At 39.1% G+C, this 24851-nt stretch carries 27 protein-coding genes, 1 other RNA gene and 1 pseudogene; 21 read left to right on the top strand and 8 right to left on the bottom strand.

What is annotated here, in order from left to right:
• Nucleotides 1-123: 123 nt before the first annotated feature.
• From H5119_RS15520 to murA, 7 genes are read left to right on the top strand one after another with little or no spacing between them, the layout of a single operon-like run.
• On the top strand, nt 124-939 hold the full coding sequence (locus H5119_RS15520) for an ATP-binding cassette domain-containing protein (RefSeq protein ID WP_182702878.1): 816 nt from the start codon (nt 124-126) through the stop codon (nt 937-939).
• Complete coding sequence (gene mlaE / locus H5119_RS15515; protein ID WP_077536011.1) at nt 939-1718, top strand: lipid asymmetry maintenance ABC transporter permease subunit MlaE; 780 nt, start codon at nt 939-941, stop codon at nt 1716-1718. The genes H5119_RS15520 and mlaE overlap by 1 nt, the downstream gene beginning before the upstream one ends.
• Nucleotides 1719-1731: 13 nt before the next feature.
• The gene (gene mlaD / locus H5119_RS15510; RefSeq protein ID WP_077536010.1) at nt 1732-2280 is read left to right on the top strand and encodes an outer membrane lipid asymmetry maintenance protein MlaD; all 549 of its coding nucleotides are present in this window, start codon (nt 1732-1734) and stop codon (nt 2278-2280) included.
• A gap of 5 nt (nt 2281-2285) precedes the next feature.
• Nucleotides 2286-2966: a phospholipid-binding protein MlaC gene (locus tag H5119_RS15505; RefSeq protein WP_138584694.1), complete on the top strand. Its 681-nt coding sequence runs from the start codon at nt 2286-2288 to the stop codon at nt 2964-2966.
• Nucleotides 2959-3252, top strand: a complete 294-nt coding sequence (locus H5119_RS15500) for a lipid asymmetry maintenance protein MlaB (RefSeq protein ID WP_077536008.1) — start codon at nt 2959-2961, stop codon at nt 3250-3252. Before H5119_RS15505 ends, H5119_RS15500 begins: the two co-directional genes overlap by 8 nt.
• 5 nt (nt 3253-3257) lie before the next feature.
• Nucleotides 3258-3515, top strand: coding sequence for a BolA family protein (locus tag H5119_RS15495; RefSeq protein ID WP_077536007.1), 258 nt, complete (start codon nt 3258-3260; stop codon nt 3513-3515).
• A gap of 13 nt (nt 3516-3528) precedes the next feature.
• Entirely contained in the window at nt 3529-4788 is a 1260-nt protein-coding gene (gene murA / locus H5119_RS15490) for a UDP-N-acetylglucosamine 1-carboxyvinyltransferase (protein ID WP_182702877.1), read from the top strand.
• Nucleotides 4789-4856: 68 nt separating this feature from the next.
• Here the strand turns inward: murA and H5119_RS15485 are convergent, their stop codons facing one another.
• The 3 genes from H5119_RS15485 to H5119_RS15475 all read right to left on the bottom strand — a co-directional run bounded on the left by H5119_RS15485 (nt 4857) and on the right by H5119_RS15475 (nt 7969).
• On the bottom strand, nt 4857-5939 hold the full coding sequence (locus H5119_RS15485) for a trypsin-like peptidase domain-containing protein (protein WP_077536005.1): 1083 nt from the start codon (nt 5937-5939) through the stop codon (nt 4857-4859).
• A 104-nt stretch (nt 5940-6043) separates the two neighbouring features.
• Nucleotides 6044-7396, bottom strand: a complete 1353-nt coding sequence (locus H5119_RS15480; protein WP_138584691.1) for a Do family serine endopeptidase — start codon at nt 7394-7396, stop codon at nt 6044-6046.
• A gap of 129 nt (nt 7397-7525) precedes the next feature.
• Nucleotides 7526-7969, bottom strand: coding sequence for a YhcB family protein (locus H5119_RS15475; RefSeq protein WP_077536003.1), 444 nt, complete (start codon nt 7967-7969; stop codon nt 7526-7528).
• A gap of 132 nt (nt 7970-8101) precedes the next feature.
• Here H5119_RS15475 and zapE point away from each other — a divergent pair, with 132 nt between their 5' ends.
• The 8 genes from zapE to H5119_RS15435 all read left to right on the top strand — a co-directional run bounded on the left by zapE (nt 8102) and on the right by H5119_RS15435 (nt 14577).
• Nucleotides 8102-9190, top strand: coding sequence for a cell division protein ZapE (gene zapE, locus H5119_RS15470; RefSeq protein WP_182702876.1), 1089 nt, complete (start codon nt 8102-8104; stop codon nt 9188-9190).
• Nucleotides 9191-9432: 242 nt separating this feature from the next.
• Complete coding sequence (gene rplM / locus H5119_RS15465) at nt 9433-9861, top strand: 50S ribosomal protein L13 (RefSeq protein ID WP_077536001.1); 429 nt, start codon at nt 9433-9435, stop codon at nt 9859-9861.
• Nucleotides 9862-9869: 8 nt separating this feature from the next.
• Entirely contained in the window at nt 9870-10262 is a 393-nt protein-coding gene (rpsI, locus tag H5119_RS15460) for a 30S ribosomal protein S9 (protein WP_024599268.1), read from the top strand.
• Nucleotides 10263-10832: 570 nt separating this feature from the next.
• Nucleotides 10833-11423, top strand: coding sequence for a ubiquinol-cytochrome c reductase iron-sulfur subunit (petA, locus tag H5119_RS15455; protein ID WP_007378319.1), 591 nt, complete (start codon nt 10833-10835; stop codon nt 11421-11423).
• Nucleotides 11423-12688 (top strand): cytochrome b N-terminal domain-containing protein, encoded by a 1266-nt coding sequence (locus H5119_RS15450; protein WP_077536000.1) that lies wholly within the window; start codon nt 11423-11425, stop codon nt 12686-12688. The genes petA and H5119_RS15450 overlap by 1 nt, the downstream gene beginning before the upstream one ends.
• Nucleotides 12685-13434 carry a cytochrome c1 gene (locus H5119_RS15445; protein WP_077535999.1) on the top strand — a complete coding sequence of 250 codons (750 nt, stop codon included), beginning with the start codon at nt 12685-12687 and terminating at the stop codon, nt 13432-13434. The genes H5119_RS15450 and H5119_RS15445 overlap by 4 nt, the downstream gene beginning before the upstream one ends.
• 79 nt (nt 13435-13513) lie before the next feature.
• Nucleotides 13514-14140, top strand: a complete 627-nt coding sequence (gene sspA, locus H5119_RS15440) for a stringent starvation protein SspA (RefSeq protein ID WP_077538834.1) — start codon at nt 13514-13516, stop codon at nt 14138-14140.
• Complete coding sequence (locus tag H5119_RS15435; RefSeq protein WP_182702875.1) at nt 14140-14577, top strand: ClpXP protease specificity-enhancing factor; 438 nt, start codon at nt 14140-14142, stop codon at nt 14575-14577. The genes sspA and H5119_RS15435 overlap by 1 nt, the downstream gene beginning before the upstream one ends.
• A 57-nt stretch (nt 14578-14634) precedes the next feature.
• On the opposite strand, the gene dolP is transcribed toward H5119_RS15435, so the two are convergent.
• The 4 genes from dolP to H5119_RS15415 form a co-directional block, all read right to left on the bottom strand.
• Nucleotides 14635-15201 carry a division/outer membrane stress-associated lipid-binding lipoprotein gene (dolP, locus tag H5119_RS15430; RefSeq protein WP_182702874.1) on the bottom strand — a complete coding sequence of 189 codons (567 nt, stop codon included), beginning with the start codon at nt 15199-15201 and terminating at the stop codon, nt 14635-14637.
• Complete coding sequence (locus H5119_RS15425) at nt 15194-15787, bottom strand: SIS domain-containing protein (RefSeq protein WP_077535997.1); 594 nt, start codon at nt 15785-15787, stop codon at nt 15194-15196. Before H5119_RS15425 ends, dolP begins: the two co-directional genes overlap by 8 nt.
• Before the next feature lie 61 nt (nt 15788-15848).
• Entirely contained in the window at nt 15849-16220 is a 372-nt protein-coding gene (locus H5119_RS15420; protein WP_077535996.1) for a YraN family protein, read from the bottom strand.
• Between the two features lie 13 nt (nt 16221-16233).
• Nucleotides 16234-18111: a penicillin-binding protein activator gene (locus tag H5119_RS15415; RefSeq protein WP_182702873.1), complete on the bottom strand. Its 1878-nt coding sequence runs from the start codon at nt 18109-18111 to the stop codon at nt 16234-16236.
• Nucleotides 18112-18172: 61 nt separating this feature from the next.
• Between H5119_RS15415 and rsmI the strand changes: the two genes are divergently transcribed.
• The 5 genes from rsmI (at nt 18173) to H5119_RS15390 (ending at nt 23807) form a co-directional block, all read left to right on the top strand.
• Nucleotides 18173-19030, top strand: a complete 858-nt coding sequence (gene rsmI / locus H5119_RS15410; RefSeq protein ID WP_077535994.1) for a 16S rRNA (cytidine(1402)-2'-O)-methyltransferase — start codon at nt 18173-18175, stop codon at nt 19028-19030.
• A 41-nt stretch (nt 19031-19071) separates the two neighbouring features.
• Nucleotides 19072-19449, top strand: an RNA gene (gene rnpB / locus H5119_RS15405) — RNase P RNA component class A.
• A 126-nt stretch (nt 19450-19575) separates the two neighbouring features.
• Nucleotides 19576-21474 (top strand): DUF3258 domain-containing protein, encoded by a 1899-nt coding sequence (locus H5119_RS15400; RefSeq protein WP_182702872.1) that lies wholly within the window; start codon nt 19576-19578, stop codon nt 21472-21474.
• Between the two features lie 99 nt (nt 21475-21573).
• The gene (locus H5119_RS15395; RefSeq protein WP_182702871.1) at nt 21574-22782 is read left to right on the top strand and encodes a DUF262 domain-containing protein; all 1209 of its coding nucleotides are present in this window, start codon (nt 21574-21576) and stop codon (nt 22780-22782) included.
• On the top strand, nt 22779-23807 hold the full coding sequence (locus H5119_RS15390; protein WP_182702870.1) for an MAE_28990/MAE_18760 family HEPN-like nuclease: 1029 nt from the start codon (nt 22779-22781) through the stop codon (nt 23805-23807). The genes H5119_RS15395 and H5119_RS15390 overlap by 4 nt, the downstream gene beginning before the upstream one ends.
• A gap of 79 nt (nt 23808-23886) precedes the next feature.
• Here the strand turns inward: H5119_RS15390 and H5119_RS15385 are convergent, their stop codons facing one another.
• Entirely contained in the window at nt 23887-24534 is a 648-nt protein-coding gene (locus H5119_RS15385) for a hypothetical protein (protein ID WP_182702869.1), read from the bottom strand.
• Nucleotides 24535-24618: 84 nt separating this feature from the next.
• Here H5119_RS15385 and H5119_RS15380 point away from each other — a divergent pair.
• Nucleotides 24619-24851, top strand: a pseudogene (locus H5119_RS15380) (Mobile element protein); the annotation flags it as partial.

Genomic DNA, 24851 nt, shown 5'->3' with positions numbered 1-24851 from the left:
TGAGGTTAAGCTGTTTTGAGTGAGTCTTATAATCCTTTTCACATGTGTATTACAAAATCTTACGAATTGTTTTTTCCATCTTGGATCAAAAAGCTTTAAAATAGCTGCACTAGTGAACATTTTATGGAGAGCGACTTGTCGCAATCAATAGTAGAAGTCAAGGATGTTAGCTTTTCGAGAGGCAATAGAACCATATATAAAAATATGAGTTTTAGTGTACCTAAAGGTAAAATCACTGCGATTATGGGGCCAAGCGGAATTGGCAAAACCACGATGTTACGTTTAATTGGTGGTCAGCTTAAGCCAGATTCGGGTGATATTTTATTTGAAGGCGGTAGCATTCCTAAAATGTCTCGCAAAGAGCTATACGAAGCGCGTACTAAAATGAGTATGCTTTTTCAAAGTGGTGCGTTGTTTACCGACATGTCGGTATTTGACAATATCGCGTTTCCGATAAGAGAGCATACTAAGTTAAGCGAAGATCTTATTCGCTTAGTGGTGCTAATGAAATTGCAAGCTGTTGGCTTACGTGGTGCTAAAGATTTAATGCCATCAGAGTTGTCGGGTGGTATGGCAAGACGTGCTGCACTTGCTCGTTCTATAGCACTTGATCCAGAGCTAATAATGTACGATGAGCCATTTGCTGGCCAAGACCCAATTTCAATGGGGGTTTTAGTTAAGTTAATTAAATCACTTAATGAAGTATTGGGACTATCGTCTTTAATTGTGACCCATGACGTTACCGAGGTAATGAGTATTGCGGATCACGTTATTATTATTGCTGATCAAGGTGTAATTGGTTGTGGTACTCCTGATGAGATGCGCAATCATGAATCTCCTTTAGTCCAGCAGTTTTTAAAAGGCTTGTCGGATGGTCCTGTACCATTTCATTTCCCAGCCCAAGCTTATGCAGATGAGCTACTTGGAGAAAAAGCATAATGTTTGATTTATTTCAAAAGCTAGGACATAAAACGCTAGGGCGTTTTGCGGCCCTGGGTCGTTCTGCTTATATGCTGTTTAGTGCGTTAGCGCATGTACCTAATTTTAAAAAAGGCACTCCGCTACTTATTCGCCAACTTTACATGGTGGGATCGCAATCGCTGCTCATTATTATGGTGTCGGGGTTGTTTATTGGCATGGTGTTGGCGTTGCAAGGTTACACCGTATTAGTGGGGTATGGCGCTGAAGATAGCTTGGGGCCGTTAGTTGCGCTGAGTTTATTACGAGAGCTAGGCCCAGTTGTTACTGCATTACTATTTGCTGGACGAGCAGGCAGCGCGCTGACTGCTGAAATTGGCTTAATGAAAGCAACAGAGCAGTTATCATCACTCGAAATGATGGCAATTGATCCACTAAAACGCATAATTGCACCGCGCTTTTGGGCGGGCTTTATTAGTATGCCATTGCTTGCATTGATATTTTCAGCTGTGGCTATTATAGGCGCTCATTTAGTGGGCGTTGATTGGCTAGGAGTTGATACTGGGAGTTTTTGGTCAATCATGCAATCACAAGTGTCGTTTCAACAAGATATATTAAACGGCATAATTAAAAGCATTGTATTTGCCATTGTGGTGACCTGGATTGCACTTTATAAAGGTTATGACTGTGTACCGACCTCTGAAGGGATCAGTAAAGCAACCACCGAAACGGTTGTACATTCGTCATTGGCAGTTTTAGGTTTTGACTTTATTTTGACAGCGGTAATGTTTACCAGCTAATAGGGTATAGATAATGAATTCACGGAAATTAGAAATTTTAGTTGGTTTTTTTGTAGCGTTAGGAATTTTAGCGTTTGCGATGCTTGCGCTTAAAGTTGCCAATTCAGGTATTAGTGGCACAGGCGAAACATATTCGCTAAATGCCAAGTTTGAAAATATAGGCTCATTAAAAGCACGTGCCCCAGTTAAAGTCGGGGGCGTTGTTATTGGTCGAGTTGACTCTATTTATGTTCATCCACAAGAATTTTTACCAGTCGTTAATATGACTATTGATGCACAGTATTTATGTCGTTTTTCAGATACGAGTTCAATTTCTATTTTAACATCGGGGATTTTGGGTGAGCAGTACTTAGGTCTCCACCCAGTGATTTCGCCAAATTCTGCAGAACAACGTTGTTTAGGCGAAACAGTAACCGAAAACAAGCAAGACCAAGCAATTGACGATTTATTTGGTGTAGAAAGTAAAGCGCTAGGTGACGGCGATTCAATCACGGATACTAAGTCTGCCATCGTACTTGAAGAGTTAATTGGGCAGTTTTTATTCAACCAAGGTAGTGAGTAATTATTATGTTGAAAAAGTTTTTAGCTATTATAGCACTAGGTACAATGACGTTTGCGCAAAGTATAAATGCAGCTGATGTTAAGCTCGTCAATCCTAATAAAATGGTTCGCCAAGTTGCCGATAATACATTTGCAAGAATAAAAAAGGATCAACCACTAATCATTAAAGATAGTGAGCATCTTCGCGTTATTGTTGAAGAAGAATTGATGCCTTACATAGATTATAAATACGCTGCACTTCGCGTATTAGGTAGTGAAGTATCTAAAGTGCGTGCGATAACGGATGAAGCCGAAAAAGCACAGGCAATTAAAGATATCCAACGCTTTATTGTTGTATTTAGAGAGTACTTAGTTGCAACGTATGCGGGTGTATTTACACAGTACACAAATCAAAAAGTTGAGTTTGGTGCTGAGCAAGCATTTAAAGGTAAAGATGTCGTTGTTGTTAAAACTAAAATCATTGAAGATGGTAAACCAGATATCAAAATTGACTTTAAGGTACGAGAAGATCGTGGCGGTGAATGGCGTGCGTACGATATGATTGCTGAAGGTATTAGTTTATTAGATGCGAAACAAAGTGAACTACAAGGTATTTTGCGCCAGCAAGGTATCGACAATGTAAGTAACCTTTTAGAGCAAAAGAGTCAGCTACCGGTTCAGTTTAGAGGTAATGGTGCAAATGACTAAATTGGCGATAAGCCATGTTGATGAACAACACTTTCGGGTAAGCGGTGAGCTTACTCGAAATTCAATTGGCGATGAACGGCTTCTGAACAATAAGCTATTAACTAAGCATAAAATCATCTATTTTGACCTAAGTGGGGTATCTAGGGTTGACACGGCGGGCTTAGCTTGGTTAATTCACTCTTTTGCAGAATTAAAGCAGCAAGGCATTCGCCTTGAGTTGCAAAATTTACCTGAGCAATTGCAAAATTTAATGCAATTGGGTCAAGTTACAACCCTATTTGAGTGAGAGTTATGGAAACTAGCCAAGTCGAAACATTATTACGCGAAGAACTTCAATTAGCTGAAGTGCATGTAAAAGCCAATGGTAGTCATTATGAAGTTGTTGCAGTAGGCGAATGCTTCGACGGTTTAAGCCGAGTTAAAAAGCAGCAGCTAGTTTATGGTCCACTAATGAGTACCATCTCCGATGGTACAATTCACGCAGTATCTATTCGTGCATTTACTCCTGTAGAGTGGAAGCGTGAACAAAAATTTATTTTACCGCAATAAATAGGGCCTCCTAATGGATCAATTTGTAATTCAAGGTGGCACTTCACTTGCTGGTGAGGTGACTATTTCTGGCGCTAAAAATGCCGCACTTCCTATCTTATTTGCTTCACTATTGGCTGATGGTAAAAGTACATTTACCAATGTGCCACGTCTTCGCGATATTGTTACTACCGAAGCGCTATTAAAAACTTTAGGCGCTGATGTTATTTGGCAAGGTGATACACTCATTATTGATGGTGCTACGGTTGATAAAACATTAGCGCCATACGATTTAGTTAAACAAATGCGCGCATCTGTACTTGCCTTAGGCCCTTTAGTTGCAAGGTTTGGTGAAGCTCAAGTGTCTTTACCTGGTGGTTGTGCTATTGGTGCTCGTCCTGTAGATATTCATATTCAAGGTTTAGAGCGCATGGGCGCGCACATAAACGTTGAAAATGGCTATATTAATGCCAAGGTAAATGGGCGTTTGAAAGGCGCTGAAATCTTTATGGAAATGGTAAGCGTAGGTGCTACCGAAAACTTACTGATGGCCGCCGCACTTGCTGATGGTAAAACGGTGCTTGATAACGCCGCACGTGAGCCTGAAATAATCGATTTAGCTAATTGCCTGATTGCTATGGGCGCTAAAATTACGGGTGCAGGTACTAGTCGTATTGAGGTCGAAGGCGTTGAACGTTTAGCTGGATGTGAGCATCGCATTTTGCCTGACAGAATTGAAACAGGTACGTTTTTAGTTGCTGCAGCAATGGCTGGTGGTGAAGTACTCTGTAAAAATACCGACTTTCACTCCCTTGAACCTGTAATTGAAAAATTACGAGCAACGAATGCGCTTCTTGAGGTTCATGAGAATAGTATTTACCTAGATATGCGTGGTCGCGAACTTAAAGCTGTTAATATTAAAACAGCACCGCATCCAGGTTTTCCAACTGATATGCAAGCCCAGTTTACTGCTTTAAATGTAGTGGCAAATGGCAGTGCAACCATAACCGAAACTATTTTCGAAAACCGTTTTATGCATGTACCAGAGCTGCAACGAATGGGAGCAAACATCCGTCTTGAGGGTAATACCGCTATTTGTGGTGATACGCAAAGTCTAACGGGTGCACAAGTTATGGCTACCGATTTACGTGCCTCAGCAAGCTTAATTTTAACGGGAATAGTGGCGCAAGGTGAAACGGTTGTAGATCGTATTTATCATGTTGATAGAGGTTATCAGCGTATTGAGGACAAACTAAGTGCGCTAGGTGCAAATATTAAACGTAGAAGCAGTTAATCACTGTTTTTAAAGCAAAAGCGCGGTTTTATCCGCGCTTTTTTATTTTCTAAGCGAATACAATCGTGTTATAGCTTTGTCTCAAGCTCAGCGACTGTAACCATGATCTTTTCTATTTTACCATTGCGGTAAAGTTCAAATTCTATTTCTTTACCAGGCTCTGTATTACCGATTTCTTTTAGTACCTTTTGTGGGTTAGCCACAGAAAGCCCTGCAATTTTAATAACAATGTCTTGCTCTTCAATTCCAGCCTGCCAAGCCGGACCTAAAGGGTCTAAGTTAGTGATACGCATTCCAGACACCGGTGTAAGGCTATCGTTAACCTCTTTGCCAGTGCTATCAACGGCAGTGCCTTCAAAGCCTAAATAACCGCGTACAACTCGACCATGGCGGATTAATTTACTCATTACTTCTTTTGCTAACGTGTAGGGAACAGCAAAAAATATTCCTTGAATATTAAGGTTCTCACGCGTTTTAAATTGAGCAGAAGTAATCCCGACTAAGTCACCATTAGAGTTGACGAGTGCGCCACCTGAGTTGCCCACATTAATCGCCGCATCCATTTGCAATAAATTATTATAAGGGCTATCCGTAATTTTTTGCTTGCCTGTTGCGCTAATAATGCCTTGGGTAATTGTTTGTCCTAAATTGAGCGGGTTGCCAATAGCAAGTACAACATCGCCGACACTGGATATGTAGTCATCATTTATAGGGATGATAGGTAGGTGCTCTGCATTTATTTTAAGGAGCGCCAAATCGGTAATAGTATCAAACCCAATAAGTTGTACATCAAAAAAGCGTCTGCCATCGGTTAAAATTACCATGATTTGGTCTGCATTATTAACTACATGGTAATTGGTGAGAATATAGCCATTTTGCGACATGATTACGCCAGAGCCGAGTTCTTGCACCGTGTTTTTGCGTTTATAACGTGGCTCTTTAGAAATACTCTCAGAAAAAATAGTGACCACAGAAGGGGCTGCGCGCTTTACAGCATCCGAAAAACTCAGGTGACTGGCGCTCATAGCGCTGGGTAAAGGCACATTAGGCAATAAAGCGGCTCGCATATTGGGGCTGAAAAAAACCACTAAAAAAGCAATACTAAGGCCTGCAAATAAAGGGGGGAGAATAAATTTTATTAATTTCAGCACGAGTTTCTTATTATGTAAGTGAGCAATCTCTTTATGATGACACAAAAAAAATAACAGCGGCAAGTGCCGCTGTTATTTTTTATTACGTTAGTTGTGTTGTGTTATTACTGAATTAGAATAAAAATCGACTCGCGCCCGCGTTTAACGCCTAGCACTATATTGCCTTTAGTGTTGTCGATAATCTTATTCATGTCGCGAATTGTCTCTACACGTTGGCGGTTTACTTGCATAATAATATCGCCTTCTTCAAGACCAACACGCGCAGAAGGAGAGCGAGGGTCTACCGTTCTAACCTCAACACCTTTATTACTATTTTTTTGTACGTTCTCGAGTTCGGCACCTTGAAAAGCAGGATGCAGCTCTTCGCCGGTTGCAGTAATACCCGATGCGCCATCAAGGGTTACTTTAACCGTTTTAATTTTTCCATCGCGGTATATACCAAGTTTGATCTCACGGCCTTCGCCCAATGTGGCAATTTTACTGCGCAGTTCGTGAAAACCGCTAATATCACTATCGTTAATACTAACAATAACATCGCCGGCTTTAATGCCTGCTTTGCTTGCAGCTGTGTCGTCCATTACTTGCATAACGTAAGCACCCTGTTTTACGTCAAGTTGCTGCGCTTTAGCAAGGCCAGCATCAAGTGGGCGGCCAGAAATACCTAATGAGCCTCGACGCACTTCACCGTGTTCAATTATTTGATCAACAAGATTTTTCATCATATTAGAAGGGATAGCAAAACCAATCCCTACATTACCGCCTGAAGCACCTAAAATAGCCGTATTAATCCCTATTAATTCACCATTTAAGTTAACTAAAGCGCCACCAGAGTTACCTTGGTTAATAGCTGCATCGGTTTGAATAAAGTCTTCATAGCCTTCAATGTTTAAACCGCTGCGACCAAGCGCACTCACAATACCCGATGTTACTGTATGGCTAAGGCCAAATGGATTACCGATAGCGACCGCAAAGTCACCAACACGTAATTTATCTGAGTTAGCGAGCTTTATTTCTGTTAAGTCATCAGCATCGATTTGCAAAAGCGCAATGTCAGACTCTTTATCTGTGCCTATTTTAGTCGCTTCAAATTCACGGCCATCTTCTAAAGTGACAACCATTTTTTCGGCATCTTGAATAACATGATTATTTGTAACTACATAACCTTCGTCTGCATTAATAATTACACCTGATCCCAAACCACTAAACTGGCGTTTCTGGCTTCGGGGCTGTTGCTGTCCAAAAAAGTATTCAAGCGGATCTGCACGACGACGTACTTCTTTAGAACCCGATACTTGAATGCTCACAACACCTGGAGATATTTGTTCTAACATAGGTGCGAGAGTGGGAAGTTGTTGACCATTTACTGCAATTGGCATTTTTGCGTAAGATGCGGCAGGGCTTATTAATAAACTTGTAGATAAGATAGCTGCGCTGATAAGTGATAATTTCATTTTCATAGTCAGGGGTAACTCCACTTAAGATAAAGCAAAACAAAAAGGGCTACTTTACAGCAGCCCTTTTCGGTTTATTAAAATAAAACAACAAAGCTGTTATATCTAAAGACTATGGGGTCAAAAAAAAGTTCATCAAGATGCTTTAGAATGTTCTGAAACTTTATTTTGGCCAGCAAATAAGCCTGATTCACCTGATACGTAGTCAGCAGGTTGTGCTTTAGCTGATGAACGATCCGATTGACGTTCCTTTAAAGACGCTTGCAACTGCTCCGTTGTTTCTTTAGAGAAAAAAGGTTCGGCTGGTTGTTGGTTTCTGTCCTCTAGCAGCAATTGATTAGTTGCCTCAACATGGCTAAGTAGTTGATCATAGTTCTCTTTCATTTTATTTACGAGCTTACCTGTATTCGCTAAATGATCTGCTACATCTTGACGATATTGCTCAAGCGCATTTTGAGCTTGTACTGCTTGTTCTTTTAACTCATCTTGCTTGAATTGCTTTTTAGTAATAAATGCACCAATAAAAAATGCCACCACAGCAGTAATGACAATTAAACCTATCCACGTAACTGTACCCATAATTCTACCCCTTGGGAAAATAACTAATAAATGCCGATTCAATTACGAATCATACTAAGGGTAATATACCCCGAGTTATGATGCGTGTTAATATGCTTTTCAAATTAAACTGCGTTTTGACTGTAAATACATATGACTCCTTGGCAAACATATCAACAAGACTTAAAGCGAGATGACTTTGTACATGACGCAGCACAAGAAAATGCGGTGCGTCATTTACAACGTTTATACGATGACTTAACTCAGGCAGCGCCAAAATCAAAAGGCTTTTTTGCTAAGTTATTTAGTAAAAATGAGCCTGCACCTATAAAAGGATTGTACTTTTGGGGGGGAGTTGGGCGTGGTAAAACGTATTTAGTTGACACATTTTATGAATCCTTACCAGGTACACGTAAAATGCGCGTGCATTTTCATCGTTTTATGCACCGCGTACACGATGAGCTTAAAAAGCTAAATAACACCGCAAATCCATTAGAGAAAATAGCGGATGTTTTTAAAGCAGAAACAGACATCATTTGCTTTGATGAGTTTTTTGTTCAAGATATTACCGATGCCATGTTGTTAGGCGGCTTAATGGAGGCGCTATTTGCGCGCGGTATTGTACTTGTTGCTACATCGAACATAGTGCCGGATGAGCTTTATCGAAATGGCCTGCAGCGAGCGCGTTTTGTGCCAGCAATCGAGTTAGTTAAACTTAATACTGACATAGTTAATGTAGACTCTGGCATTGACTATCGATTGCGGACACTTGAGCAAGCCGAAATTTTTCATAGCCCGCTTGATGAGCAAGCCGATAAAAATCTATTTGACTACTTCGATAAGCTTTCACCAGAACCTGGGCAATTAAACGAGTCTATAGAAATAGAAGGGCGTTTAATTAAAACCCGCAAAGTGGCTAAATGTGTGGTGATGTTCGAATTTAGTGAATTGTGCGAAACCGCGCGTAGCCAAGTCGATTACATGGAAATTAGTCGTTTATATAACACGGTGATTATATCTAACGTAAAACAGCTTGGACAAACAAACGATGATGCAGCAAGGCGTTTTATTGCATTAGTAGATGAGTTTTACGAGCGTCATGTAACCTTAATTATTTCAGCAGAGCAACCAATCACCGACCTTTATACGCAGGGTAATCTCAACTTTGAATTTAAGCGTTGTATTAGCCGCTTACAGGAAATGCAATCTTTAGAATATTTAGCAAAAGAGCATTTGGTATAAAGCAAAAAGTAATAAAGTTATCTGAGTTAAATATTTTGTGGAAAAAACAGGCGGCCGGTAGCAATGTCGTTTAAGTGCTGGTATACTCCCGCGTCTGCCACGTTGCGTTCTATGCCTTCATATAGTCTAGCCACTTGTGAGCGGCGCAAAAGTCTAAAACTCGAAGGGGTTATAGCAAACTTAGAGCAGTAGTTAATATTAACTACTTGTGGTTTTAATTGAAAAACATTGGATTTTTATAAATGAAAACGTTTGTTGCTAAACCAGAAACAGTAAAACGTGACTGGTACGTAGTTGACGCTGAAGGTAAAACTTTAGGTCGCATCGCTACTGAAATCGCTCATCGCCTACGCGGTAAGCACAAAGCTGAATATACACCGCACGTAGATACTGGTGATTATATCATCGTTATCAACGCTGAAAAAGTTACTGTAACTGGTAACAAATTCAAAAACAAAGTGTACTATTCACACTCTGGTTTTCCAGGTGGTCTTAAGTCTACTACTTTTGATAAACTTCAAGCTGCAAAGCCTGAAATGATCATCGAGAAGGCTGTTAAGGGCATGTTGCCACGTGGTCCTTTAGGCCGCGCTATGTACCGTAAACTTAAAGTTTACACAGGTACTGAGCACAACCATGCTGCACAACAGCCTCAGGTTCTAGACATTTAAGGAGCACCATCATGGCAAATCAATACTACGGTACAGGTCGTCGTAAAAGTTCAAGTGCTCGCGTATTCTTACGCCCAGGCACTGGTAACATCGTAATCAACAAACGCTCTCTTGAAGAGTATTTTGGTCGCGAAACAGCACGCATGGTTGTTCATCAAGCTCTTGAGCTAGTTGATATGACTGAAAAATTTGATCTTTACATCACCGTTGCTGGTGGTGGTACAACTGGTCAAGCTGGTGCTATCCGTCACGGTATCACTCGTGCACTTATGGAGTTTGACGAGTCACTACGTCCACAACTTCGTAAAGCAGGTTTCGTTACTCGTGATGCACGTAAAGTTGAACGTAAGAAAGTGGGTCTTAAGAAAGCGCGTAAGCGTCCACAGTTCTCAAAACGTTAATCTATACGTTATCAAGAATTCAAAAACCCAGCTTATGCTGGGTTTTTTGTTTTAGAATCAAAAGTTTTGCTATTGTAGTTTAGTTATTTTGATTCCTCTATATCCGGTTATGATGATTTTTTGATGATCATATTTGCCAAGAGCAGCGTATTTATCGAACGAAAGTTATGAAATTGTCAGATAGCTGCAAAAAAGTTAAATAATTATCGTAATTAGTTTAAATCCATCAGTTAATTGATGGATTTATTTGCTACAATTGTCCGGTAAGTAAAATGATCGGTTGAACGACGCTATAGGTAGTTTTTACAGCTTCTGTTTAGTGAAGTTGATCTTGGTCAGTACATTGTTTTTACAGAAACGGTATTATAACTATTCGGCCCTATACTCAAACTGGCTTATTGCACCTTAGGTGAAGTTGGGTTTGTTAGAGCATGAGGCTGTGAATAACCTTGTTTTAATCAAGGGTTTTAATTATGATCGTTTCTATTTTAAAAATTTCGAATAATTAACCTGCTGTAACTGATGTTCTCAATATAGCAAGTGTTGAGAATCGTAAGTGGAGATAAGTGGATGAGCAATGCGCCTGTAGACAATGGCCGACGTCGCTTTTTAACCATAGCTACCTCTGTTGTTGGTGGTGTTGGTGCGGCTGGGGCTGCTGTTCCTTTTATTGCGTCTTGGAATCCAAGTGAGCGAGCTAAATCTGCGGGTGCGCCTGTAGAAGTAGATATCAGCAAACTTGAGCCTGGACAATTAATACGTGTCGAGTGGCGTGGTAAACCTGTATGGGTTGTATCACGTACCCCAAAAATGCTTGAGCAGATGAAAGAACACGAAGGTCAACTTCGTGATCCGCAATCGCAAGAGCCACAACAATTAGAATCATCAACAAATGATTACCGTTCACTACGCCCAGAAATATTTTTGGCTGTAGGTATTTGTACGCATTTAGGATGTTCTCCTGGCTTTTTACAAGGTAACTTTGGTGAAAAAGTAGAAGGGACTGACGATGGTTTCTACTGCCCATGCCACGGTTCTAAATTTGATATGGCTGGCCGAGTATTTCAATCGGTACCTGCACCATTAAACTTAGAAATACCACCTTATACTTTTCTAGATGAAACCACTATTTTAGTGGGCGAAGAAAGAGGGGTAGTCTAATGTTTGGTAAGATTATTGGTTGGATAGACGACCGAATCCCAATGACACGTGTTTGGAACATGCACATTGCACAGTATCCAGCACCTAAAAACTTTAACTTCTGGTACTTTTTTGGCTCACTAGCCATGCTCGTACTAGTAAACCAAATTCTTACCGGTATTTGGTTAACGATGAACTTTGTGCCATCTGCTGAGGGCGCATTCGCCTCAGTTGAATACATTATGCGTGATGTAGAATATGGCTGGTTATTGCGTTACTTGCACTCAACTGGTGCATCAGCGTTTTTCATTGTTGTATATATGCATATGTTCCGTGGCATGATCTACGGTTCTTACCAAAAACCACGTGAACTACTGTGGTTGTTCGGTATGTTTATCTTTTTAGCATTAATGGCTGAAGCGTTCATGGGGTACTTATTACCATGGGGTCAAATGTCATTTTGGGGTGCACAGGTAATCATTTCATTATTCGGCGCTATTCCGGTAATTGGTGATGACTTAACACTTTGGATCCGTGGTGATTACGTAATATCGGGTGCAACGCTTAACCGCTTTTTTGCACTGCATGTAATTGCATTACCACTGGTTATTGTTATCTTAGTTTTCTTACACATTGTAGCTTTACACGAAGTGGGTTCAAACAACCCTGAAGGTGTTGAAATTAAGCGTAAGAAAGGCTCTGTAGCTGAAGAAGATAAGCCTAAATTTAAATTTCATGAGTATTACACTGACAAAAAAGACATTGTTGATGCAATACCGTTCCACCCTTATTACACAGTTAAAGATATTGTGGGTGTGGTTGGTTTCTTAATCTTGTTTTGTTGGGTTGTGTTTTTTATGCCTGCGATGAATGGTTTCTTTTTAGAAGGTCCAAACTTCGAAGCAGCTAACCCGCTTAAAACACCAGAGCATATTTTTCCAGTTTGGTACTTTACGCCATTCTATGCAATCTTACGTGCAATCCCTGATAAGTTAATCGGTGTTGCAGCAATGGGTGCATCGATTGTAGTGCTTGCGTTATTACCTTGGGTAGACCGTGGTACGGTTAAGTCAGTTCGTTACCGTTGTGGTTTCCATAAATGGAACATTGCAGGTTTTGTTGTTACTTTCGTTCTTTTAGGTTGGGTGGGTGCAACTCCACAAACTGATCTGAAAACGATAATTTCTCAAATCTGTACTGTGACTTACTTTATGTTCTTCGTACTGTTGTTCGTATACAGTAAGAATGAAAAAACTAAGCCATTGCCTGAGAGGTTAACAAAATGATGAAGAAGCTTATTATTGGTTTATTTGCTTTATCAGTAAACTTGTTGCCTAACATGGTTATGGCAGCGGGTCCGTCGGTTCCTTTAATGGAAGCTAATAACGACCTTACTGATCAACCATCTTTACAACGCGGTGCAAAGTTGTTTATGAACTACTGCCTTGGTTGTCACCAAATGCAGTATCAGCGTTATGAGCGTACTTTTCGTGATATAGGTATCCCAACAGAAGTTGGTTTAGAGCAGTTGATTTTTGACGGTTCTAAAGTTGGTAGCCATATTACAAATGCAATTACAAAAGACGATGCAGCAAAATGGTTTGGTGCGGCTCCGCCGGATTTGACTCTAATTGCGCGTGTAAAATCACCTGATTATATTTACACGTACTTAAAATCGTTTTATAAAGATGAGTCTCGCCCGTTTGGAGTTAACAATATTGTTTTTCCATCGGTAGGTATGCCGCATGTTCTTCAAGAACTACAAGGTTTACCAGCTCCTATCACTAAAGAAGTAGAAGAGCACGGTCACACAGTGACTAAAGTGGTTGCTACTGAAACAGATGGTACGGGTGAGTTAAGCGTAGATGAGTATGATCAAGCAGCTCGTGATTTAACGAACTTCCTTGAGTACGTGGGTGAACCTTCACGTCTTGAGTCGGAAGCACTAGGTATTAAGGTAATTGGATTTTTAATCATCCTATTTATCTTGGCATTTATGCTTAAGAAAGAATACTGGAGAGATGTTCATTAAGTTTGAACATATTTAAAGGTAATTTTGCAATAGGGGCTTAAGCCCCTATTGCTGTTTTAGTGATTTAATGGAGGTAGGCATGGCCGTAGCTGCCAATAAGCGCCCTGTAATGACCCTTTTTTCTGGGGCTAACTGTATGTATAGCCACCAAGTACGCATTGTACTTGCTGAAAAAGGTGTAAGTGTAGATATTCATTTGGCTGAAAAAGATAACCTGCCAGAAGCACTTCACGAAATTAACCCTTACGGTACAGTGCCAACACTGATTGACCGTGAGCTTGGTTTATATCAGGCAAATATCATCATGGAATACCTTGATGAACGTTTTCCTCATCCTCCACTAATGCCTGTATATCCGGTAATGCGTGGCCGTAGCCGTTTAATGATGCACCGTATTGATACTGATTGGTACAGCCTAGCTGATAAAATCATCAACAACACATCAGATGCGGCTCAAGCTCGTAAAGAGTTAACAGAAGCATTACTAGCTGTAGCACCTATCTTTAACGAAGCTCCTTACTTTATGAGTGAAGAGTTTAGCTTAGTAGATTGTTACTTGGCTCCACTACTATGGCGCTTACCAGAATTTGGTATTGAGCTTAATGGTGCGGGTTCTAAAGAAATGAAAGAGTACATGATCCGTTTATTTGAGCGTGAATCATTCCAAGCTTCTTTAACTGAAGCTGAGCGTGAGATCCGTTTATAATGACACCTAATCGTCCTTATTTATTACGTGCTTTTTTTGATTGGATAGTCGATAACGAATGCACACCACACTTAATGGTAGATGCTGAGTTTGCTAATGTGCAAGTGCCTACACAGTTTGTTCAAGATGGACAAATTGTTTTAAACATAAGCCCATCAGCAGTAACACAGTTTTCGTTAGACTTAACCCAACTAAGCTTTAATGCGCGCTTTGGTGGTCAGCCAATGCAAGTGTATGTGCCTCTAGGTGCAGTGCTAGCAATATATGCGCGTGAAAATGGTGAAGGTACAGTCTTTACAGTAGACGAGTTTTTAGGGGACGAAGACGACTTTGCTCCAGAGCTTGAAAGCGTTGATTCATCGGTTGAATTTATTGATGAAACACCGCCAGAAAAGCCTGAAAAGAAAAAAGGCTCACATTTACGTGTTATTAAATAATATATAAATGTCAAAAAAAACCGCTTTTAAGCGGTTTTTTTATGCCTGTTATTATTTTTACATATATTCAAATACTTTAATTACACGCTCAACGCCCGATACATTACGGGTAATATTAACCGCTTGATTTGCTTCTTGCTCTGAGACTAAGCCCATTAAAAACACCTCAGCATTTTCGGTAACCACTTTAATGTTATTGCTACTGATATTTTTTGCGGTGAGTAACTGTGCTTTAACTTTTGATGTAAGCCAAGAGTCGTGTGTTTGTGTAGTGACTCCAATGTTCGAGCCAATGCGAATTTGGTTATGTATTTTACGAATACCAGCTACGCCCTCAATGGTGCGCTGAGCTTCATTTTTCATTTCTTGGTTTGGAACCTGACCCACAAGTAAAACAATGCCATTAACGCTTATAGCGTTAATATGAGCAAATTTTTCGAGACGTTCTACTTCACTAAAAGCAATGCTCGCTTTTATTTCAATATTGTTATCATCAATTTGCGAACCAATAGTACGGCGATCGTTTGCAGAGGTCACTGCACTAGCCGTGCCTGCAACAATTGCAGCGGCACAACCTTGTAATAACACAACAGTACTTAAAACAATAAGAGCACGTTTAAACATAATTTTCATCCTGCGGGAAAAGCGTTAAATCAACTAGTTCGCTTAAGCAATGTAAGTTAACCAAATGAGATTCTATAATGCGGCTAGGACGTTTAGAAGGTGTTCTGATCTCCACGTCATTAGGGCCAAGCAAACCCACTAATTCGCCCCCATCATCACCAACCATGACTATGACCTTCATATCTTTGGTTAGTGCAGCTTCTACAGCAGAAATAATATGTTTCTCGTTACCATTTATTGCCAATACCAGTAATAAATCGCCTTGCTGAGCAAACGCACGAACTTGCCGAGCAAATGTTTCATGCTCGTCGTTTTGGCTAGCTTGCCCTAAATTTACATTTTCTTGAGATAAAGCAATAGCAGGTAGGCACGGACGCTCGGTTTCGTAATGATTAACCAAAACTCCCGCCATATGCTGTGCCAACATATGGCAATTTGCAGTCCCGCAACAAATGAGTTTATTTCCGTTTATCATGCTTTGTGCAATTGTAAATGCCGCTGACTCAAGCGCACTGGGGAGTACTTCTCCAGCGGCTATTTGAACTTGAATACTTTCTGTAAAAATTTCTTTAATTGTGTCTTGCATAGCCTACCAATAATTTATACTTGATCTTTATATTGAACTTAAGCTCATGTTGCTTAAGTATTTAAAATACGTTTTTAAGCCAGTTTATTTTAGGGGATGACTCTCCCGTTATGGCTACGTAATCAATTCTTAGTGCTTCGTTTGTTAAATTTTTAGCCGCTAAATAATGATAAATACTGCGTTTTAGCCTCGCTTGCTTTTGCGGACTTAACGCATAGTTTGCACCACCGCGTGAATTATTTTTACGAAATTTAACTTCTACAAATACAAGGGTGTTGCCCTCTTTCATAATGACATCAAGCTCACCAAAGGGGCAGTAATAATTACGCTCAATCGGGATTAACCCTTGAGTAACTAAGTATTTTTGTGCTTCAAGCTCATAATACTGGCCTTTTTCACGACTATTTTGCCACAGCTCTTTAAACCACGACATGTCGCCCCCTTATTTAATTTATAGTGTGTATTTCACCCGCTGATTGCATAAATAACGGAATAGGACGCTGTGTTTTTAACTTAACAGGTTTAATGCGTCTGTTTGCATATTGTGCCCAATCGAGTGTGCGTTCTATATAGCCATTACTGTTGACCGATAGTTTGCCACTTAGGCCATTAAACTGCTTACCAGGTATTATACTTAGCTGTCTAATATCATGTAACACGAGTACAGCGTCGTATGCCATCGCAAATAGGCGCTGGCTTATATCAGCCTGATCAGGCCACAATGTATTATATTGATAGCGTAAATTTGATTGTTTTAGTTGTGAATTAAGCATCCACGGTAACTCGGTAAAGTATAGGCCATCTAAATCACCTTTGTCTGTACGATCAATCTGTTTACTATGACTTTTTGAGCTAGCGTAAAGCGGAATTCTGTCCGCAAATGTACTTACATTTACATCTAAGTAAGGTTTAATTAAACGTGTTTCGATTGCATCACCTAGAATATAAATAACGTCTATATCACCGCGTGAGCGTGTTTCATTTTCGACTTCTTGCTTAAATAACGCTTTTACAGTTTTTATACGTTCTTTTGATTTATCAACTTCGAGCAAACTGGTAATGGTGTTTGGCATATCTTTTTTATCATTGTATAAGCCAATTTGCGCTTTAGTTTCACTGTAGCGCTGCCATTGCAAATTAAAATAATCAACTAGGCGCTGTCCGTTAGCATTATTAGGCGCAAGTAACATAGGTTTTTGGTAACCCATAGCTAAAAAGTGCTCCAATGCTTGTTCTACTTCATGTTCTGGATTTAATGCAAAAAAGTAATGCTGTAGTGAAATACGCTCGCCATCAAGTGTGTTCAAATGCAAAACGGGTGTATCAATTAATGTTTTAGCACTCGCTAGCTTGTCGATGTTAGCCTTTAATAGTGGGCCAATCACAAAGTCAGGCTTAATTTTTTCAAGCTGTATTGCAATTTCTTCGGTGCTTAGGTTTTCGTCAATAAAAATAGTTTCAGCTATCTTTTTTGTATCCAGCGCTGCTAAAGCGCCAGCTCTAAGTGCGTCACCTAAACGCTCATTAGGGCCCGACTGCGGAAATAGCACCACTAAGCGTTCAATTTTTATGGCAGCTAACTCGGTAAGTGCTTCATCTTTTTTAGGTAAAATAGAATCTGCAGGATGGCCTCTATAACGGCGTCGCCAGTTATTAATTGCTTGGTCTAATTCCACACCGCTATTTGCATAAACTTGGTGGTATAAAGCAAGGTTAACCCAACCTTGTTGGATCACTGCTCCACGGTTAAAGCGCTCAAGTGCATAAGACGAGAGCTTTTTTAAGTTATCCCACAAGCTTTCATTAAGCTGCGGAATATCAATATTATTTTTAGCTGCGGTTTCTGATGCTTTAAAAAAATAAGGCGCTGCTTTTTTAGGAAAATTTTGTGATGCATAAATACTAGCAGTTAAAAACTGATGCCATGCAAAATGTTCAGGCTGAATAAGTTGACCGTCTAAAGACTGCAAAATAACTAAGGCTTGTTTGTTTTTATTTTGTTGTTTTTGCGCAAACGCAATATAAAGGCGATTTTGAATCTGATCTACACTGGCTGTTAGCTCAAGGTCACTGCCTATTTGCTCTAATAAAGGCCAGTTTTTTTCATTAATTGCAGCATCGCGCGCGCTATATAATAACTGTATTTTATCGGCACCTTGACGATTTTGAGCTAATAGATAGATAGATTGTGCACTGGTTGCTTGATTTTTTAGTGCATTAGCACTGTTACTGAAGTTATCACTGTTTTTAGTTGGTTTTTCGGTTGTGCTACAAGCCGATAACCCTGACAATATAATTAATAGACTAACTAGTTTAAGTCGCACAATGATTTCCCAATACGTTAACGCGATTTGCTTATATTACTGACTGACGCAGGAGACCTCAATGTTAAATGAGGAGAATTCACAGAAAATTGGCACTCTTTACATCGTAGCCACCCCAATTGGCAATTATGACGACTTAAGTCAGCGTGCAATCGCGACATTATCGCAAGTCGACTTAATAGCTGCTGAAGATACTCGCCATACTGGCAAGCTACTCAGCCACTTTGGTATCAAGGCTAAAACCTTTGCATTACACGATCATAACGAGAAGCAAAAAGCGCAACAAATAATTGATCAGCTTAACCAAGGGCTAAATATCGCGCTGGTTTCTGATGCTGGAACTCCCTTGATCAGTGACCCTGGTTATGCGGTTGTAAACTTATGCCGCGAGCAAGGCGCACATGTAACACCTATACCTGGTGCGTGTGCTGCAATTACTGCAGTATGTTGCTCTGGGCTACCCACAGACCGCTTTCAATTTTTAGGCTTTACGCCGGCTAAAAGTAAAGCCCGTCAAGACTTTTTTACTGAGGCTGTTAATTCAAGCATGACCAGCATAATGTACGAAAGCACGCACCGTATAATGGCAAGCCTTGATGATTTAGCCCAAGCACTTGGCGACGATCAACAAGTCGTGTTTGCTAAAGAGCTGACCAAAACGTTTGAAACATTTTTTAATGGCAGTGTAAGTGAGCTAAAACAGTTTTTAACAAACGATCCAACCAAGCAACGCGGCGAAATAGTACTCATGCTGCCAGGTAAACCCAAGCAAGTAGACGACGTTCCACCAGAAGCACGCAAAATGTTGGCATTACTTGAAAATGAAATGCCAATGAAAAAAGCCTGTGGTGTTGTTGCTGATTACTTTGGAATGAAAAAAAACGCCTTGTATAAAACAATTATTGAAGAAAAAGAGTAAATCTTACTGCGCTTGGCATTCACCTCATGTATACTGCGCGCCGAGTCAGCCAAGATGATCGCTGCCTGTGACGAAAATGATCAGGGGGAGGAAAGTCCGGGCTCCACAGGGCAGAGTGCCAGTTAACGGCTGGGGGGCGTGAGCCCACGACAAGTGCAGCAGAGAGGAGACCGCCAACTTCGGTTGGTAAGGGTGAAAGGGTGCGGTAAGAGCGCACCGGGCCGCTAGTAATAGTCGGTTGCAAGGTAAACTCCACTCGGAGCAAGACCAAATAGGGTTCTATCATTTTAAATAATGAACGCGTGGCCCACGTGAGAACCGGGTAGGTTGCTTGAGCCATAGAGCGATTTATGGCCTAGACGAATGATTATCACTTTCTTCGGAAAGGACAAAACCCGGCTTATAGGCTGACTCAAACTCAAGCGTAAGCATCTGATTTATTAGGTGCTTACGCTTGAACCACTAATCTCATGGCACAAAATTTAAAAGTGTGCCAAATAGTGTGCCAAATAAACTCAATACGTTACTTACACATAGGTAACTTAATGAGACATATCAAACTCCCCGAACACCTCATACTACGAAAAGAGCGTTACTATTTTCGTTATGTTTTCCCTAGTAAATTTATCGGCTCCGATATACGCATTTCACTTAAAACCAAACATCTTCATCATGCTTTAAACTTTCTAGACTTAATCAAACCCGAATTAGATAAACTAAAAATACTTGCGAGTGAACGACACAATATAGATACTGAAACTTTAATCACTCAAGCAAAACGTATCTTAATTCATATGAAGCAAAAACTTACCCATGAGCTAAGCAAAAAAATAATAGCAAAAGAAGAACAACGTTATGCTTCAACGGCACACTCTATAAATGGCATTAAAGCAAAGCCGTTAAACAGTCACTCACCTACACATTTAAGAACCGCAGCAAACATTATGCTTTCTATTGCAGATGGTGAGACAGGTGAATTATTGGTTGAAGCTTTAAAAAACAATGATTATGAAGTGCTCAATATTTACGTTTTGGTCAGCAAGTACATGGCACTTAAAAATAGTGGTTTAAGTAATGCCGATATTGTAGCTAATAAACAAATTGAAAAAAGTATTCGTCAGCTTGCACGTCAATTAGATACGTTTTTACTCGCTGGTATGTTTAATAGTTCTGAAGTTGAAACAGATGAAGACTTATTTGATGACTCAGATGAAAACGACAACTTTTATGCCGATAATATTAATGCAATTGATACACTAAACAAATACGATGTAGAGTTTGAACATGGGTCATTAGAGTATTCGGCATTCAAAAGTATGCTAGAAACCTCAAGAAATTTACAGGCTAAATACTTGGCCTCTTGCTTAACTAAAGATTCAGAGCAAAAACATTTATTAGATTCAATGTTTAATAAAAGCTCTTACACCATAGCTGAAAGTCAGCCAAGTGAAGAAAAACTACAAACTCAAGGCCCATTATTTTCAGAAGTTTATGCTGAGTTTTTAGATTTCAAAGTAAATGCAGGTTTAAGCGATAGGCTTTTAAAAGAGTATGCTCGCCACTACGAAGCATGGTGTTTACTGAGTGAAGATAAACCAATTGAAAGTTACAAAGCGAGTGATATAGGTCGTTTTATTGACCGTTGTTATCAGTTACCTAAAAAGAACTGCGCACCATACAGTAAAATGAGCCTGCAAGAGTGCCTAGACTTTGATGTGCCAGATGATGACTTAGTTACACCTAAAACAGTTCAAGGCTATTACAAGTGGTTACAGGGGATATTCGCGTATGCTAAAAGAGATACTGTTGAATATATTCAGCATTCACCATGTACTATAAAACGAGACTTTAAACAGCGTATACGTGGTGTTTTTAATAGCGAAGAACTTACTAAGTTTGAAGCCTTTGCAATACAAACAAAATATGCATGGCAAAAGTGGTCACTATTATTAGCCATGTATACAGGTTCAAGACGAACAGAGATATACCAGTTAAGAAAACCTGATATCCGTATTGAAGATGGTATTAACTACATTTTAGTGACTGATGAGCATGAATCCCAACGCCTTAAAACGAATAACGCTAAACGTAAAATTCCTATCCATAAACGGTTAATCGAACTTGGCTTTTTAGAATACGTAGAGCAAACGCAAGAGCGTATTCTATATGAAATAACATCGGCTGAGAGTATTACTAGTTGGTTTGGTCGCTTGGTTTTAGATCTTGAAATACCTAGTGTTAATGAATTAGATGAGCTGCGTAGTTACCACAGCTTTAGACATACGTTCATAAGTAACATAAGAAATAATCACTCGTTTGATCTTTCATTAATACAACAAGTTGTTGGTCACGAAATTTCAAAAGGTGGGATTACAGATAAGTACACGCATGGTGGGGCTAATTTGAAGAGGTTGCAGCAAGTTGTTAGCTCGTTTTGTATTTGATTAAATTAGATAAAATAGTATATTGGTGTCACACGCTGGGCCTCTAAAGGGTTCTGTTACGTCTTTGGTTCAAACCAACTAATCAGGTAGAGATAAATAATGGATATTCAACTGTTTGATAATGAAAAAATTGATTTCGATAAAAACGGGCATGGTGGGATTGAAGACCTTGATAAATCAGCGGCGAATGAAAAATATATAAAAGGTGCTGTCAGAATTGTTACAGAGCAGGCACGATATCCACTAAATACAATACTTGCAATGGTAAAAAGTGATGATTATAAATTAAATCCTGAATTTCAGAGGAGGCATCGCTGGGGTATTGAAAGAAAATCGAAACTAATAGAATCATTTATCATGAATGTTCCTATTCCTCCTATATTTCTCTATGAAGTTAATTTTTCAGAGTACGAAGTTATGGATGGGTTGCAGCGCTTGACTGCTATCTCACAATTTTATGCAAATGAATTTCAACTAGCAGGACTATCAGAGTGGCCTGAATTGAATGGGTGCACATATTCTAGTTTGCCAGAGCAAATACAAAAAGGGATTGACCGTAGGTATATTTCTTCAATTATCCTACTACAAGAAACTGCAAAAAGTACTGAAGAAGCCAACCGTTTGAAGCAATTGGTTTTTGAAAGGATTAATAGTGGTGGTGAAAAGTTAAAGCCTCAAGAAATACGGAATGCACTATATCCAGGGGTGGTGAATTCAATGTGTATTTCATTGGCTAGAAATGAATACTTTTGCAGGTTGTGGAATATACCTGTACCAGACGCAGAAGAGCTTGAAACTGGTACAACGGATAGAAATGAGGTCATATCTAACGAACTATATAAAGATATGTCAGACGTTGAGTTATGTTTGAGGTTCTTTGCATATAGGCAGCTTGATAATTGGAAAGGTAACACAATGGAAGTGTTTTTTGATGAGTTTCAAAAGGAAGGTAATGTAATTTTTACCCCTGAAGTTATTGAAAAACAAAAGAGGTTGTTTGAAGAAACTATAAAGCTCTCGTGGGATATCTATGGGGAAAAAGCTTTCTGGTTACATAGACATAGAGAAGGTAAGTGGTTCCATTATGAGCGACCAACTAAACTATTATATGATCCAATAATGCACGTGCTTTCTACAATGCTAGATAAGAAAGATGAGCTAATAGCAAATAAAGGCAAAATTCTCGCTGCTACTGAGCAATTTCATAAAGATATATATGAACAAATGAAGGGTAGAGATACTAATAAGAATGCGGTAAATACGAGGTTTAAAATATTTTCAGACTTCTTTAATCAATTTGTATCATGAAAGCAGCTCTTGAGGATTTCAGTCAGGAGTTAGAGGCTCTAGAGAAGCACATAGCTTCTCAAACATCTACTTTAAAAACAGTTTCTTCATTGCAAAAAGATGATTCTCTAAAGCATTTAGTTGAAGATATTGAAATAAATATGGTGGCTAATAAAATATTTAATTATAACTCTTATGTTATTTCGTTGTATGGAATTTTTGAGCGTTATATTGAAGATTTACTTAAAGGTTATTTGGTCTCAATATCTAGTGTTTTCAACACTTACAATGAATTACCTAACAAAATTAGGGAAGCCAATATAAAGAAGTGTTCGGAGCTGCTTTTAAATTTGGGTCTTCAAAAAAATAAAGATCTAGCACCTGAAATCATTATTTCAGCGTTATACAATAATGTATCAAACGGTTCCATTAAACTTAACTACGAAGCTTTTATACAGCATAGTTCAAATTTTCGGAGCAGTTCAATAAATGAGTATTTCAAGAGTGTTGATATAAATGATTTAAATAAGTTAGTTTGCAATTACGAACCGATAAAAAGTACGCTAGAAAGTAAATTTGATAATCCTGAAGGAACTAGCTCTAAGCAACTTTTTAAAGCTATAGATGAGATTGCAGATAGAAGAAATGAAGTCGCTCATGGTACGAAAGTTCTAAATTTATTAACTCCTGAATTAATTCTTGAATATTGTGTTTTCTTTCAGTCTTATAGCGAATCTCTATATCATTGTTTAACTGATAGAGTTTTGAACCAAAAAGTCAACGTGAAAAGCACTCCAATTAAGCCAATTTCTGTCTTTAATAATTCAATCTTATGTTGTGATGCTTCTGACATTGAGTTAACAAGCGCCTCTAAGATTATTGTAGAAAGAAAATCAGTTTATCCCAACTTCATAACAGTAAACATTGAAGGGATGCAAGTTAATAACGATGCAGTAAAAAGCGTAAAACTAGAAGATAAAGTTGATGTAGGTATCAAAGTTGACGCGCATATTACAAATAGTAATAACTTCTACCTATTGGCATAATAAAACCAACTAACGTTAATACATATTAACGTTAGTTGGTTCTTATTTAACTCGTAAAAATATTAAGAGTTAACTTAGATTAAACTTGTATTCGTGAATCACTTATAAAATATTGATCAAGTTCTGAATTCAAAGATTCATAACCATCAAAGATCTCTTTCTCAACCAATGAGGATCTTATTGCTTCTTCCCCAAAAAGTAGATACTTTAATTCAGGATATGAATACCTGAGTAACAAAAGGACTAAAGGCCAGCTGATACTTAAAGGGTTTTTGGTTATGTAAACTTTTCCTGCATTGATTAATCCTGATGTTGCATGACAAATAATAAGTTGGCGTCTTAATGTTGTATTTGAAGCATTTGGAATTGAGTCTTTAAATGAGTAGCCGCGATGTAACCTTTTTATTATAAAACCAAGCCTTACAATAAACTCGCTTATTGCTAATGGTATAGATGATGCTATGAAGTGTCTGAGGTCATAACCGCTTCTGTACATTAGTCTGGCAATTTCAGCTATTGTGTAATTCTTATCTCCTATAGAACCGAATTGTAGGAAAGATAGTAGTGGCATTAATGGTGCTGGTAACCCCGATGGAGTAGCTACGTCAGATGCTAAGTGACCGGCCACTGTTTTTATCGATTCAATAAGTCTAATGATAAAATTTTCACCTTCAAGTATAGGCGAACCCGTTGATTGGGTTATAACTTTGCCAAATTTATCGATCAATAAACTAGACACCCACTCTAATTTTTGCAGTTTGGCGAACTAAGTACTAGGCTTTCATCAGTGTGAAAACAAGCAGAGTGTCTTATGGCAATCGCAAGAAAGCGTCAAGTAAGTTTGGTTGATACAAAGTACTACCACTGTATATCACGTTGTGTTCGGCGTGCTTTTTTGTGCGGTGAAGACCATTTTACTGGTCAATCTTACGAGCACCGCAGAGGGTGGGTTGAAGACAAACTGCTAGAGTTAGCCAAGATATTTTGTATTGACGTCTGTGCTTATGCTGTTATGAGCAATCATACGCACTTAGTCCTGTATGT

It is taken from the genome of Pseudoalteromonas sp. SG45-5, assembly GCF_014164085.1.
GTDB lineage: Bacteria > Pseudomonadota > Gammaproteobacteria > Enterobacterales > Alteromonadaceae > Pseudoalteromonas > Pseudoalteromonas aliena.
This window is presented reverse-complemented; position numbering and strand designations above follow the sequence as displayed.

What these genes read in the sequence shown, in the direction of transcription:
- H5119_RS15520 (WP_182702878.1), top strand. Translation starts at nt 124, where the DNA reads ATGGAGAGCGACTTGTCGCAATCAATAGTAGAAGTCAAGGATGTTAGC.
- mlaE (WP_077536011.1), top strand. Translation starts at nt 939, where the DNA reads ATGTTTGATTTATTTCAAAAGCTAGGACATAAAACGCTAGGGCGTTTT.
- mlaD (WP_077536010.1), top strand. Translation starts at nt 1,732, where the DNA reads ATGAATTCACGGAAATTAGAAATTTTAGTTGGTTTTTTTGTAGCGTTA.
- H5119_RS15505 (WP_138584694.1), top strand. Translation starts at nt 2,286, where the DNA reads ATGTTGAAAAAGTTTTTAGCTATTATAGCACTAGGTACAATGACGTTT.
- H5119_RS15500 (WP_077536008.1), top strand. Translation starts at nt 2,959, where the DNA reads ATGACTAAATTGGCGATAAGCCATGTTGATGAACAACACTTTCGGGTA.
- H5119_RS15495 (WP_077536007.1), top strand. Translation starts at nt 3,258, where the DNA reads ATGGAAACTAGCCAAGTCGAAACATTATTACGCGAAGAACTTCAATTA.
- murA (WP_182702877.1), top strand. Translation starts at nt 3,529, where the DNA reads ATGGATCAATTTGTAATTCAAGGTGGCACTTCACTTGCTGGTGAGGTG.
- H5119_RS15480 (WP_138584691.1), bottom strand. Translation starts at nt 7,396, where the DNA reads ATGAAAATGAAATTATCACTTATCAGCGCAGCTATCTTATCTACAAGT.
- H5119_RS15475 (WP_077536003.1), bottom strand. Translation starts at nt 7,969, where the DNA reads ATGGGTACAGTTACGTGGATAGGTTTAATTGTCATTACTGCTGTGGTG.
- zapE (WP_182702876.1), top strand. Translation starts at nt 8,102, where the DNA reads ATGACTCCTTGGCAAACATATCAACAAGACTTAAAGCGAGATGACTTT.
- rplM (WP_077536001.1), top strand. Translation starts at nt 9,433, where the DNA reads ATGAAAACGTTTGTTGCTAAACCAGAAACAGTAAAACGTGACTGGTAC.
- petA (WP_007378319.1), top strand. Translation starts at nt 10,833, where the DNA reads ATGAGCAATGCGCCTGTAGACAATGGCCGACGTCGCTTTTTAACCATA.
- H5119_RS15450 (WP_077536000.1), top strand. Translation starts at nt 11,423, where the DNA reads ATGTTTGGTAAGATTATTGGTTGGATAGACGACCGAATCCCAATGACA.
- H5119_RS15445 (WP_077535999.1), top strand. Translation starts at nt 12,685, where the DNA reads ATGATGAAGAAGCTTATTATTGGTTTATTTGCTTTATCAGTAAACTTG.
- sspA (WP_077538834.1), top strand. Translation starts at nt 13,514, where the DNA reads ATGGCCGTAGCTGCCAATAAGCGCCCTGTAATGACCCTTTTTTCTGGG.
- H5119_RS15435 (WP_182702875.1), top strand. Translation starts at nt 14,140, where the DNA reads ATGACACCTAATCGTCCTTATTTATTACGTGCTTTTTTTGATTGGATA.
- dolP (WP_182702874.1), bottom strand. Translation starts at nt 15,201, where the DNA reads ATGTTTAAACGTGCTCTTATTGTTTTAAGTACTGTTGTGTTATTACAA.
- H5119_RS15425 (WP_077535997.1), bottom strand. Translation starts at nt 15,787, where the DNA reads ATGCAAGACACAATTAAAGAAATTTTTACAGAAAGTATTCAAGTTCAA.
- H5119_RS15420 (WP_077535996.1), bottom strand. Translation starts at nt 16,220, where the DNA reads ATGTCGTGGTTTAAAGAGCTGTGGCAAAATAGTCGTGAAAAAGGCCAG.
- rsmI (WP_077535994.1), top strand. Translation starts at nt 18,173, where the DNA reads ATGTTAAATGAGGAGAATTCACAGAAAATTGGCACTCTTTACATCGTA.
- H5119_RS15400 (WP_182702872.1), top strand. Translation starts at nt 19,576, where the DNA reads ATGAGACATATCAAACTCCCCGAACACCTCATACTACGAAAAGAGCGT.
- H5119_RS15395 (WP_182702871.1), top strand. Translation starts at nt 21,574, where the DNA reads ATGGATATTCAACTGTTTGATAATGAAAAAATTGATTTCGATAAAAAC.
- H5119_RS15390 (WP_182702870.1), top strand. Translation starts at nt 22,779, where the DNA reads ATGAAAGCAGCTCTTGAGGATTTCAGTCAGGAGTTAGAGGCTCTAGAG.